General features: G+C 42.6%; 8 protein-coding genes and 3 pseudogenes. 10 read left to right on the top strand and 1 reads right to left on the bottom strand.

Features of this window, described 5'->3' with window-relative positions:
* Positions 1–337: 337 nt before the first annotated feature.
* Positions 338–566 (bottom strand): annotated as a pseudogene (locus KSP24_RS25395) (LysR substrate-binding domain-containing protein); the annotation flags it as partial.
* Between the two features lie 209 nt (positions 567–775).
* On the opposite strand from KSP24_RS25395, the gene KSP24_RS22950 reads away from it, so the two are divergent.
* From KSP24_RS22950 to KSP24_RS22905, 10 genes and pseudogenes are all read left to right on the top strand, one after another.
* Entirely contained in the window at positions 776–2,449 is a 1,674-nt protein-coding gene (locus tag KSP24_RS22950) for an RICIN domain-containing protein (protein WP_216976852.1), read from the top strand.
* A 436-nt stretch (positions 2,450–2,885) separates the two neighbouring features.
* Positions 2,886–3,953, top strand: a complete 1,068-nt coding sequence (locus tag KSP24_RS22945; RefSeq protein WP_216976851.1) for an NAD(P)H-dependent flavin oxidoreductase — start codon at positions 2,886–2,888, stop codon at positions 3,951–3,953.
* A gap of 373 nt (positions 3,954–4,326) precedes the next feature.
* Positions 4,327–5,130, top strand: coding sequence for an AAA family ATPase (locus tag KSP24_RS22940; RefSeq protein WP_040101337.1), 804 nt, complete (start codon positions 4,327–4,329; stop codon positions 5,128–5,130).
* A 353-nt stretch (positions 5,131–5,483) separates the two neighbouring features.
* Positions 5,484–5,747 (top strand): dCTP deaminase domain-containing protein, encoded by a 264-nt coding sequence (locus KSP24_RS22935; RefSeq protein WP_025678317.1) that lies wholly within the window; start codon positions 5,484–5,486, stop codon positions 5,745–5,747.
* Between the two features lie 29 nt (positions 5,748–5,776).
* Positions 5,777–6,046 (top strand): 30S ribosomal protein S14, encoded by a 270-nt coding sequence (gene rpsN / locus KSP24_RS22930; RefSeq protein ID WP_025678316.1) that lies wholly within the window; start codon positions 5,777–5,779, stop codon positions 6,044–6,046.
* Positions 6,047–6,324: 278 nt separating this feature from the next.
* Positions 6,325–7,335 carry a CobW family GTP-binding protein gene (locus KSP24_RS22925; protein WP_216976849.1) on the top strand — a complete coding sequence of 337 codons (1,011 nt, stop codon included), beginning with the start codon at positions 6,325–6,327 and terminating at the stop codon, positions 7,333–7,335.
* Positions 7,277–8,067 (top strand): annotated as a pseudogene (locus KSP24_RS22920) (GTP cyclohydrolase, FolE2/MptA family). Before KSP24_RS22925 ends, KSP24_RS22920 begins: the two are co-directional and overlap by 59 nt.
* 230 nt (positions 8,068–8,297) lie before the next feature.
* On the top strand, positions 8,298–8,705 hold the full coding sequence (locus KSP24_RS22915; protein WP_013371190.1) for a MarR family winged helix-turn-helix transcriptional regulator: 408 nt from the start codon (positions 8,298–8,300) through the stop codon (positions 8,703–8,705).
* Positions 8,706–8,784: 79 nt separating this feature from the next.
* Positions 8,785–10,553 (top strand): annotated as a pseudogene (locus tag KSP24_RS22910) (ABC transporter ATP-binding protein).
* Positions 10,540–12,390 carry an ABC transporter ATP-binding protein gene (locus tag KSP24_RS22905; protein WP_216976847.1) on the top strand — a complete coding sequence of 617 codons (1,851 nt, stop codon included), beginning with the start codon at positions 10,540–10,542 and terminating at the stop codon, positions 12,388–12,390. The pseudogene KSP24_RS22910 and the gene KSP24_RS22905 overlap by 14 nt, the downstream one beginning before the upstream one ends.
* The last annotated feature ends 601 nt before the right edge of the window (positions 12,391–12,991 follow it).

The raw sequence follows: 12,991 nt of genomic DNA, 5'->3' as shown, positions 1-12,991 counted from the left end.
AAAGCGAGAAAGTACAGCTAATAAGTTGCATTACAATCCTTGATACGTAAAGATACTTTCAGGACTGATATATTTTGGTTCCAATCAAGTAATCTATGAGAACAAATTAATATGAAGAATAAACAACTCAGTAATCAGATTTCTACAGGAGGCGGGTCAGTATATTAAATAAAAGATACATTGAAAGAGATCCACTATGAAGCATTAAAAGAAAAAAGACAACTTAATTACGCTAGTTTTTCACAATTATAATTGGCGCTCCTAGAGGGCAATAATACCAGTTATCCAACAAGTGGTCATCTTGAATTTTCGATCTCGTTATCCGTTTTACGGATCGATTTATAACAAGTTCAGAGAAAGCTTTCACTGTTGGAGATAGCCACTTTTTCTTTTTAATCAGCGTATGGGAGTATATAGGATCGAGCTTTTTGGAATGATTTACAATTTAAGTTTTCCTCTATTTACGTTTCTTTAACTGTAATATAAGGCAAAAAAGAAAATCCAAGCCCACTCATAACGGTGTGTGTAATCGCCTCTACACTCCATAACTCCATGGTTTGAAAATGAAACTGGAAATGAAAATGAAGAAAAATGTTAAGCAAAAAGACCTATTTTTCAAGATATTACTATTATCAAACATTGAAGTGCCGATAAACATAATAGCGCAGAAAAAACAGGTATATATACCAACTCAAAGGAGAATTACATAAAGGAGGGATCGAGGATAAAATAGCGGAGGATTTATTTTAAACACACTAATATAAGGGGAATGTAAATGTTGAAAAGAATACTATTAGTATCCATTATTTTTTGCCTAGTAATAAGTACGTTTGAATTCACTGAGAAAACATTGCCTAAAGCTGCAGCATCCACTGGATTTGCTCATCCTGGCCTATTACATACGAAAGAAGATTTTGACCGAATTAAGCAAATGATTAATGAAGGCAGACAACCGTATTTGGATGGTTGGAATCAATTGCTGTCCAGTCCACTTTCACAGGCTGGATGGAAACCACGCGCTACTTCTACCATTATCAGGGGAGGAAGTGGGCAAAATGTAGCTGTGTTTTACAATGATATAGCTCGTGCTTATCAGAATGCACTTCGTTGGAAAATTACAGGAGACACCGCAAATGGAGATACAGCTCGTGATATTTTGAATGCCTGGTCCTCTAATCTTAAAACGATTTCCGGCAATGCTGATCGCTACTTAGCGGCGGGAATTTATGGATATGAGTTGGCTAATGCAGCAGAACTTATGAGAGATTATCCGGGGTTTAATGTGGAACAAATGCAGAACATGCTTCTTACCGTATTTTACAAACCATTGAACGAGAGATTCCTTATTGGCAATGAATATGGGAATAGTCATAATGATTCATATATACAGAATTACTGGGCGAACTGGGATCTAAGCAATATGGCTGCCACCATTGCAATCGGAATATTCTGTGATCGCCGGGATATTTATGATATCGGTGTTGAATATTTTAAAAATGGTGCAGGAAACGGGTCCATTTATAATGCGATCCCATTCCTTCATCCTGATGGTCTTGCCCAATGGCAAGAGTCTGGAAGGGACCAAGCGCATACTCAATTAGGTATTGGTTTAATGGCCACAATTGCTGAAATGGCGTGGAATCAGGGAGATGACCTTTATGGATGGGCGGACAATCGTTTCCTGCGTGCTGCTGAATATGTTGCCAAGTACAACAATGGCGAGGATGTGCCATTTACAACTTATGAATGGGGATCAGGTAGAAACGGCGCGATAAATAGTCAATCCGGAATATCGCCTGCCAGTCGTAATGAAATGCGGCCCATCTGGGCAATGATTTATAACCACTATGTCAATCGAAAAGGTCTATCTGCACCCAATATTGCTGCCCGAATGGCTCTGGAAGGTACCGAAGGTGGTCCGAATTTAAAATATCCATCAACGTTTGACCAACTTGGTTTCGGAACTCTTCTCTACACCCGGCCTGCTGGCAGCGGAGATAAAGCAAGCATTCCTGATGGAAATGTTTCTAATGGTATTTATCGTTTCAACGTGCGTTTGGACGGCAAGGTCATGGAAGCCGATCATACGATAGAAGGGGCAAATGTAATTAAATCAACCTATGCAGGTAAAGAAAATCAGCAATGGAGTGTTACGCATCTAGGTGGCGGTCAATACAGTATCAAGAATGTGCAGAGTGGACGTTCACTCGAGGTAACAAATGGCTCTCTGGATCATGGCGCTAAATTCCAACTGGCTGCTAGTACTGACCAAGATCAACAAAAATTTGCTTTTATCTCTACAGGAGATGGTTACTATCGCATCACTCCTGTAATTTCCAATAAGCCAGCTGATGTCACAGGCCTATCAACTGCAGAGGGAGTTCCTATCCAGCAATGGCGGTATACATCCAATTATAATCAACAATGGAAGCTTGAATCTATTGAATAGCACTGATCAGTAATTTGCCTAAAAGCATCAATCTAACATCGTTTATTCAATCGGTTGAATCTCATTCAGCATTTCCTTAGTCAAGCCACTGTATTGGGAAAAGCTGTGCGGCAAAAACTGGTGTCGATATTCCGTCGGCGCCAGTTTTTTATTTTGGTACTTGAAAGATATATTACTCCAAGACAATAGTCCGTCTGGTCATAAGCGCCTCCTCTTTAACCAACCTCTTTATTGTAAACAACATAAGTTGTATAGTTGATTTTGAATGAAACTCGAGTATTATTTAATCGGCAATAGTGCTTCATTTTTGCCTAGACAACATGTATAAAAAATTGTTGAAAATAAGGAGAGCAGCCTATCGCGTCTTCTTGCCACTTTGTTGCTTGTTGAACTACCAATAGATCTTCAAATTTTTAACTAAAAGGAGGATTTAAAAGTGTTTGAGACTGAATTGACGCGTACTCTTAAAATTCGATACCCGATTTTTCAAGCGCCGATGGCAGGTGGCGTTTCGACGTCTGAATTAGTAGTGGCAGTTTCAAACGCCGGTGGGCTAGGCAATCTAGGAGGCGGATACTTAACGCCGGAACAACTCCGCAGCGAGATCCAAAAAATCAAGCAACAAACGGATCAGCCATTCGGAGTAAACTTGTTTGTGCCTGAGCAATCTGAAGAGTTGGAAGAAGCTATCTACCGGATGACAGATTATCTCAATAAATATCGTATCGAACTTGGCACTGCTCAAAATCCATTGATTTTGAAGTCTGCAGAATCGTTTGAGGAACAGGTACAGGTATTATTGGAGGAACGTGTGCCCATATTTAGTTTCACGTTTGGCATACCATCTCCAAACGTGATTCAAACCATGAAACAGCATGGAATATTCGTCATTGGAACTGCAACAACCGTTGATGAAGCCAAGCAATTGGAAGCAGCAGGGGGTGTAGATGCTATTGTGGCTCAGGGGAGCGAAGCAGGCGGGCATAGAGGGACCTTTCTGAAAGATGCCTCCCATGATGCTTTGATAGGCACCATGGCTATTGTTCCGCAGATCGTTGACCATGTGTCGATCCCGGTCATCGCAGCGGGGGGAATCATGGATGGGCGGGGACTTGCAGCAAGCCTTTTATTAGGAGCTTCTGCAGTACAGATGGGCACTGCGTTTTTAGCCTGTCCTGAGAGCGGTGCCCACGAAAAGTACAAGCAGAAAATCCTCTCGACAAATGAAGACTCCACTCAAATTACACGTGCTTACTCCGGCAAAGCTGCAAGAGGCATTCAAACAAAATTTATGATTGACATGCATCAGTACTCCGGTACAATCCCTGCTTACCCTATTCAAAACGCGATGACCCGGGACATTCGTCAGGCGGCTGCAAAAGCAAACAACCCCGAGTATATGTCACTTTGGGCTGGCCAGGGGCTTCGGTTAGCCAACGACCAACCTGCTGCTTCAATTGTAAAACAAACCATTGATGAAGCCAGTATTCTTGTCCAAAGTTAAAAGGCCATTATTCCGTTTTGATCTTATTTGAAGGGCGATTTCCCTGAGGTTTGGTGTCGAGATAATTTTAGATACCAGCATACTTGAGAAAATAAATGCGTGAAGACAAAGTCTATGGACTTCTGGAGAGAGAAGCAGTGGTCTTCTCTGGAGATGTACATCACACTTATAATTTACTCTCCCATGAGTACGAAATAGATGGTACCTAGTCACTTGGCTGGGTTTTTTTTTATTGAATAATAGAAAAAACATTCTAGATAATGAAAGGATAAACATGCCAGCAAACTATTTGAGCTGTTTGGTGGAAATCATAACCTGATTTTGATACACTTCTAATCGTAAATATTACTATTTAAAGAGGCAGGTAAAGACCGTGAACAATAAAAGCAAAAGCAATGCTGCTGTGCGGCTCCCGCGTGCCAAAGGCATTGATATGGCGACCATATATACACCAAAGGAGTGCGCCCGCAAGGTCAAACGAATCGTACTAGCCGAGAAAAACCAGACAATTGTGGATGAGTTTATTACGATTTTGGGAATGAAAGAAAAGTTTGAGGAGCAGGATGTGCCCATGCCTAACAAGATCGTAATGTTTGGTCCACCAGGAACTGGAAAAACACTAACGGCTTTTTATTTGGCGCAGCGCTTGGATCTGCCGCTTATATTAGTGAGGCTTGACGCGATTATCCATAGTCATTTGGGGGAAACAGCGAGCAATGTGCGCAAGATCTTTGACTATGCAAATGGGACGCCTTGTGTTCTGTTTCTTGATGAATTTGATGCTCTGGGGCGTATGAGGGATTCAAATGATGAGGTGAAAGAGATGGCACGAGTGGTGAACACGCTGCTACAATGTCTAGACGAGTTCGGCGGAGAGAGTGTTTTTGTCGCAGCCACCAACCTTGAGGAAGAACTGGATACAGCGATATGGCGCCGTTTTGACACGAAAATGACGTATACATTGCCAACGCATGCGGATCGGATTCAATACATTGAACTGCTGATCGGGGAGAGCCTTGCTGGACAGGCTGCAGATTTGCTTGCCGGATGCAGCTTTGCTGATATTGAGCAGATTGTGTTAAAAGCAAAACGAAAAGCGATTATAGAGAACCGAGCACTTAATTTTGAAAACATAGAAAATGCACTGTCGGAGTATAATCCTCGCATGAAGGTATAGAAAGAGAAAATTCAAAAATAGCCAGACGCCTATTAGCTGATTTGGGTACTCACTGGGTATTGTCATTATGGAGCTAATTTTTGATTGGTTCTCATATGTATTTATGTATATGCTATGTAAATAATCTTGGGCGTCGATAATTGTTTAGTGTGAAACAAATGTGGGAAGTAGATTTATAAACGACATGTTGTATTGACATGTGGACAAAACAGGATTATAGTTTTTTATTAATCGTAATTATTACTATTTAAATAATTCATCCTACAATCATGCAGGGTGAATACAACGATGTAAAAAAGGTTCATGAGAAATGACACCCTATATCTTGATCTGTGAAACTTATTCTAGAAGGAGTGCATGAAGTTATTTTATCTGACCGCACGCTGCGAACGCTGATCAGGCAAAAAAGGATGACCGTATCTCCGCTGACAGAGGAACAGATTCAGCCTGCTTCCATTGATAGTGAAGAGACCTTGATTCCACCGTTATCCTTTATGCTCGCAACCACGATTGAAACAATTCGGCTGCCGGGTTATATTACGACTTTTGTCGAAGGGCGGATTTCAATTGGACGTATGGGCTTATTTATGAAGCGGTCCGATCTGACATGCATTTAATCTAATACTAAAAGGAGCTAGAAAAATCAATGGCCAAAAAATCAAAAGTAGTACGTGAGAAGAAACGTCAGGAGACCGTAGCCAAATATGCAGAGCTGCGCCGTCAGCTGAAAGAAAGAGGGGACTATGAAGCATTGCAGAAGTTACCACGTAATGCATCCCCTACTAGACTGAAAAACCGTTGTGAACTGACGGGGCGCCCGAGAGGATATTTGCGTAAGTTTAAAGTATCACGGATTGTTTTCCGTGAACTGGCTCATAAAGGACAAATTCCTGGTGTTACCAAGTCGAGTTGGTGAACAGAACAGAAGTCCAAGATGAAGCAATTGCTATTTTGACCGCATGTCTTGTTGCATTACCTACCGTGCATAAGGAAATGGGCAACATTCGCCGCACAGTTCACGAGCAGACAACTGCTACCTCTGTGGGGGGGATTTTTCATGGCCTGCTTCATAGAAGATGTATAAAAAATCTACATTGAAGGGGTTTGAGGATGGAATAAACATGTGAAAAGTCTGATTGGGAGTTTGCAAGGAATGTACAGTTTAGAATTAGGACCTTAAGGGGGGGGACTTACATGGAAACGGAACAAGATCCACGCATTCCGGTAACGATAATTACGGGATTTTTAGGAGCTGGTAAAACGACGCTGCTTAATCATATATTGAAGGCAGATCATGGTTATAAAATCGCTGTTATTGTGAATGAATTTGGAGAAGTGGGCATCGATAATGAACTAATTGTGGAATCTGGCGAAGAAATTATTGAAATGAACAATGGTTGCATCTGCTGCACAGTACGAAGTGATCTGGTGGATATTATGAAAAGTTTGTTGCATTGCAAATTTGCAGAGACTCCTACACCTGTCGAATATGATCGGATTGTTGTTGAAACTACGGGTTTGGCTGATCCGGGACCGGTCATTCAGACTTTTCTTGCGGAGCCACTGATTTCAAACTTTTTCAAAATTGATGCTGTTATAACCGTAGTAGACGCTAAACATGCTGAACATCATCTAGATAACGGACATGAGGCAAAGGAACAAGTCGCTTTTGCCGATGTCATATTATTAAACAAAATAGATCTTGTCGAAAAGGAAGATATTGCTCGTTTGGAATCCCGGTTGAAAAAGATGAACTCACATGCCCGATTGACGCATACACATCAATCCTTAATTGATTTGGATCAGATTCTTGGAGTTAATACATTTGATCTTGATCACAAACTCGAAGTCGATCCACATTTTCTGGAAGAACATCATCACCATCATCATGATGACGATATTTTCTCCATTGTTCTCACTGAAACGAGACCTTTGGATCTAGATAAAGTGAATAAGTTTATAAACGATTGGTTGGTGGAGCATTCAGCTGATACGTATCGATACAAAGGAATTCTTAATGTACAGAAAACAAATAAAAGGGTCGTATTTCAGGGAGTTCACATGATATTTGGGGTGGATACTGACAGGGAATGGAATGTGGATGAAGACAGAACAAGCCGCATCGTTGTAATTGGAAAAGATTTGGATGAGGACTGGTTCAGAGCACGATTTAGCGAATGTGCGGTTGCCGACGGAAGCGTCTGACAAGGAGCAGGATAACATGAGTAAGAGTGTGACACATTCATTTGTACTGCTTGACAAGGCTGAAAGGCTTCGGCTATTCGGTTCAGTTGATCCAATACAGGGAGACAAACCTGTCCTCAAAGAAAAGATGCAAGATTTGCAAAATAGCAAAAATGATTTTCTGTTTGAGTTACAGCAAGTAGGCATCGAAAATTTGAAGTATCCTATCGATGTTATTTCGGTAAAAAGTCCTGTAAAGGTGTCCAGCATTGGCAATTTTCGACTGACTACCTCACTGGAGCGGGAATTTAAAGGCATTAATATGAGCCGATTGGCAGAACAGCTTCAGTATAGTCGCAATGAGGGACTGAGTGACCAAATTACAGATTTACTTAGACTGACGCAGCGAATTGCCGAACAGATGAATCAACAGAAATCACAACGTTATGTCCTTGTTCTAAAGAAATAAGTGAATATAGTGCACATAATCAGCGTGGTATGCTACGAATTCAGGTACAGGGCAACCCTGGAGAATTATTGCCAAGTGATTGGAAGGAAAATCTGTTGGATGCCGCTGAATCCAATGCAAGCAGTTGCCTTCATCCCGTATTAAAAAGGCCTGATGAGAAACAGGTTACAGAACGTGCGTACGAGAATCCTCGATTTGTTGAAGATGTAGTGCGGATGGTGGCTGCTGATTTGTATGAAAAGCACTGGATAAGGAAAGTTGATGATTACTTTACTTTAATCTAGATCATCAGAAGATGATAAACATCAGAGTGAATTGCACCCCAATTTTTAGACGCGATCTAACTTTGGAGGTGCAGTTTTTTGTGTCAAGTTGCAATGAAGTATTCCTCTTCGCATTCAGGTCGTGAGTGGTCATGAAACTTCAACCATTACATATTTTCCCGAATTGACTTTATGTCCGGATATCATTATTATCTTACAGTATAAGATAAATGCAGAAGGTGGTACTGCCAATGGACTATAAAGCGTCAGCAACAGAACTATTCGAGTGTATCGTCAAATCGCGCAAACCGGTGTTAGAGGAACGAGCGCATTTCTCTCGTGGTGAAATGGGGATTCTCATCGCTTTGAGTCATCAGGATGGGGTTACTTCGGGCCATTTGAGCGAATACTTGTCCGTCAGTACGGGACGGATCGCAACGGCACTGAAAAGTTTGGAGAAGAAAGGGTTGGTTGTACGACGTACGGATGCCAACGACAAACGTAAGGTGATTGTATTCATTACGGATTCAGGCAAGCAATTTATGATGGACAGGTATAACGAAGGAGTCGCATGGAGCGAGAAAATTCTTCGAAAGCTGGACGAACAGGATGCCAAAGAGTTTATCCGACTGATCAAGCTTATTGTCTCTAAAAGCTGAATTCCTATGTAGAGGACGTATGCAGGATACGTTAATTGCACCAAACACCTAAGATTTTCAGATAAAGGAGAAGAACAGAATGCTGAAGATATTCAAATATCTCAAGAAAAATGAATGGATGTTCGTGCTTTGCAGCTTGGCCTTCATCGTTGTGCAGGTGTGGCTGGATTTGAAGCTGCCTGATTATATGGCCGAGATTACAACCAAGCTGCAAACCGCAGGAACGCCGATGTCGGAACTGCTGATTCCCGGTATTTATATGCTGTTATGTGCTGTCGGCAGTATGATTGCATCTATTATTGTCGGCTATTTTGCGGCAAAGGTCGCGGCAGGGCTGGCCATGCGTCTGCGTGCGATGGTCTTTGACAAGGCCTTATCTTTTTCCATGGAAGAGATGAACAGCTTTTCAACAGCCAGCCTTATCACCCGCTCCACGAACGATGTTACCCAAATTCAAACGGTGGTTGCGCTGGGGCTGCAGGTGATCATCAAGGCGCCGATTCTGGCCGTGTGGGCCATTGCAAAGATTGCGGATAAAAACTGGCAGTGGACCGCCTCTACAGGAGTGGCTGTGGCTGTCCTGATCCTGATGCTGAGTGTCATTGTTATTTTCGCTCTTCCGAGTTTCCAAAAAATCCAACGTCTCACCGATAATCTGAACAGGGTAACACGTGAGCATCTGACCGGGCTTCGGGTGGTGCGCGCTTATAATGCAGATCAGTATCAGGAGGAGAAGTTCGGACAGGCCAATGCAGAATTGACAAATACAAACCTGTTTGCGAACCGGTTAATGGCAATGGTTGGTCCGGGGATGACCTTTATTATGTCGGGTCTGAGTGTCTCGATCTATTGGATTGGCACATACCTGATTAACGGAGCGGCCGTGCCGGACCGCATTACGCTATTCTCTAATATGGTCGTATTCTCCTCATATGCGGTGCAGGTGGTCATGGCCTTTATGATGGTAAGTATGATATTCTTCCTGATGCCTCGAGCTTCGATTTCTGCCAAACGGATTATGGAGGTATTGAATACCGAATCTCGCATCATCGACGGACATGAGACCGCTGGAGAAGAGGGCGTTATGGGTCAGGTGGAATTTCGTAATGTCAGCTTCAAATATCCGGATGCCGAGGAGCCTGTGCTTCGCAACATTAGCTTTACGGCAAAACAGGGCGAGACGGTTGCCTTTATTGGTGCAACAGGCAGCGGCAAACCAGTGTGATCAATCTGATTTCCCGTTTCTACGATGTGACTGAGGGTGAGTTACTTGTGGATGGCGTGAATGTCAGAAATTATAAGCAGCAGACACTCCATAACAAAATCGGGTATGTCCCACAGAGAGCCGTGCTTTTCAGCGGTACAGTGGCTTCCAACGTTTCGTATGGCGATAACGGCAGAGCAGAAGTTTCGGAGAAACTCGTCAAAGCCGCTGTGGAGATTGCCCAGGGTACGGAGTTTGTCGAAAAAATGGACGGTCAATATCAAGGACGGATTTCACAAGGTGGAGCGAACGTGTCAGGTGGTCAAAAGCAGCGTCTGTCCATTGCGCGTGCCATCTACCGTCAGCCAGAGATTTACATCTTCGATGATTCCTTCTCGGCACTCGACTACAGAACAGACCGGGTCCTGCGCTCTGCGCTTAAACAAGAAACCGGCCATGCTACGACACTCATTGTGGCTCAGCGCATAGGCACCATTAAGGACGCTGACCGGATTATTGTTCTCGACCAGGGCGAGATTGTAGGAAACGGCACACATGAAGAGCTGATGGCGAATTGCAGCACCTATCAAGAAATCGCTTATTCGCAGCTTTCGAAGGAGGAACTCGTACATGGACAAGAATGAACACACCGTCGGCAGTAAGCATATCAAAATGAAACAGCAAGGTCCCATGGGTAGAGGTCCTACGGAGGGGATGGGGACTGGTAAAAAAGCGAATGATTTTAGAAAAAACTTACGCCAGCTCTTATCCTACATCAAGACCTATGCGCCTATGATTATCCTCTCTATGGTGCTGGCACTGGCCGGTTCCGTCTTCAATGTGATTGGTCCGGATAAGCTCAGCGATATTGCTAACCTGATCCAGGAAGGAATTGTAACAGGGATTGATATAAATGCTATTCAGAAGATTGTTCTTGTACTGGTAGTTTTGTATGGTCTCGGCCTTATCTTTAATTATTTCCAAGGATTCATTACGGTAACCGTGTCACAGCGCCTTACAAAGAAGATGCGGACAGAATTGTCCCAAAAAATCAATCATATGCCTTTGAAGTATTTTGATGCTACGAGCTATGGTAATGTGCTCAGCCGTGTGACTAACGATGTCGATACCATCGGACAAACGTTAAACAACAGTCTCGGCACACTTGTCAGCGCACTGGCAACCTTTGTGGGTGCATTAATTATGATGCTGTATACGAACTGGATCATGACCATTACCGGGATTGTAGCTACGCTGATTGGTTTTTCACTGATGACCGTAATTATGAAGCATTCACAAAAATATTTTGTAGCACAGCAAGCGGAGCTTGGCCAGATCAACGGTCATATTGAAGAAACCTATGCTGGTCATAACGTAGTCAAGGTATATAACGGAGAAAAAGCAGCCAAGGAAGTGTTCCATGGCATTAATGGCCGCTTGTATACAAATGCATGGAAATCCCAGTTCATGTCTGGCCTGATGATGCCGGTTATGATGTTCATCGGGAATTTCGGTTATGTAGCGGTCTGTATCGTGGGCGCTTTGCTGGTGAACCAACATGTTATAACGATCGGAACTATTGTGGCCTTTATGGTGTATATTCGTCTATTTACACAGCCCTTGTCACAGTTGGCGCAGGCTGCAACCAATTTGCAATCGGCGGCTGCTGCCAGTGAACGTGTATTCGAATTTCTGGATGAAGAAGAATTGAAAGATGAAAGTGACAAGACCATGAAGCTGGATAACGCCAAAGGGGATGTTGAATTCAAACATGTTCGTTTCGGTTATAACGAAGACCATATGATTATCAAAGACTTCTCTATGAAAGCTGAAGCTGGTCAGAAAGTCGCCATTGTTGGCCCGACAGGTGCTGGTAAGACGACGCTCGTGAATTTGCTCATGCGGTTCTATGAGCTGAACGGAGGGGAAATTTATATTGATGGAACTCCGATCAGCCAATTAACACGTGAGAATGTTCATAAATTATTCTGTATGGTACTGCAGGATACATGGCTGTTTGAAGGAACGATTCGTGAGAATATCGTCTTTTCCCAAGACCATGTTACCGATGAACAGGTAGAAGCCGCATGTAGAGCAGTGGGTCTGCACAACTTCCTTAAAACTCTGCCGCAGGGCTATGATACAGTACTAGACGACAAAGCCAATCTCTCTGCTGGCCAAAAGCAATTGATTACCATTGCAAGAGCCATGATTGAAGATGCGCCTATGCTTATACTGGACGAAGCCACAAGTTCGGTCGATACGCGTACGGAGTTGCTGATTCAACAAGCGATGGACCGACTTACTGTAGGGAAAACCTCTTTTGTGATTGCCCACCGTCTCTCAACGATTAAGAACGCCGATCTGATTCTGGTCATGAAGGACGGTAACATTATCGAAACGGGTAATCATGAGGAATTGCTGGGTAAAGGCGGATTCTATGCCGATTTATATAACAGCCAGTTTGAACATGCATCCTGAAAAATATAATTTTAGGGAAAAACGATAGGAACACATGAAACTGGACAAATGTCTAGGGACAAGAACGTTGAAGCAAAAAAAGTCGCTGCATAGCGGCTTTTTTGTTTTATTGAACAAGCTTTTGTGTCGTGTCAAGGACAAAAGCTTGTTCCAATTATGAAGTTCATAAACATCTATGCAGATGAGGCGACTATTGATAATCTATAACGAAAATTCTCTTAATCGAGACCTTGTAGACTTCTTTCCATACCGAAGCAAAGCCAGTAACAAAAAAAGACATGGAGCTTATGCTGAAAACTTATTTGCCTCAACTCAAAAGGGACGTTTTAGCAGGGGTAAAAAAATTTTTTCAGAAGATCATACGGATTCCCATCATTACGAAGTTCCTACACAACTTCAATGATTTTAAATTAGAAGAAGACGACCCAAAACTACATCTGAGCCTAAAAGGGATTATTTATTACATGGAAACCTGGCGATGATGCTCATGAGTAACCAAACTGATGAATATAAGATACTTCAAAAGTCGGTGAGGCATATATAAAAAATTGATTGGCATCAAAAGAACAATGTTCTTGTCCTGTACAGTTGAAAGCACTTA

Origin of the sequence: Paenibacillus sp. AK121 (genome assembly GCF_019042715.1) — a bacterium.
Lineage (GTDB): Bacteria > Bacillota > Bacilli > Paenibacillales > Paenibacillaceae > Paenibacillus > Paenibacillus polymyxa_C.
The sequence above is the reverse complement of the archived record's forward strand: the minus strand, read 5'-3'. Positions and strand labels throughout refer to the sequence as shown.

Bases quoted from the DNA above. Each gene is read 5' to 3' on its own strand.
- KSP24_RS22950 (WP_216976852.1), top strand. From the start codon at position 776: ATGTTGAAAAGAATACTATTAGTATCCATTATTTTTTGCCTAGTAATA.
- rpsN (WP_025678316.1), top strand. From the start codon at position 5,777: ATGGCCAAAAAATCAAAAGTAGTACGTGAGAAGAAACGTCAGGAGACC.
- KSP24_RS22925 (WP_216976849.1), top strand. From the start codon at position 6,325: ATGGAAACGGAACAAGATCCACGCATTCCGGTAACGATAATTACGGGA.
- KSP24_RS22915 (WP_013371190.1), top strand. From the start codon at position 8,298: ATGGACTATAAAGCGTCAGCAACAGAACTATTCGAGTGTATCGTCAAA.
- KSP24_RS22905 (WP_216976847.1), top strand. From the start codon at position 10,540: ATGGACAAGAATGAACACACCGTCGGCAGTAAGCATATCAAAATGAAA.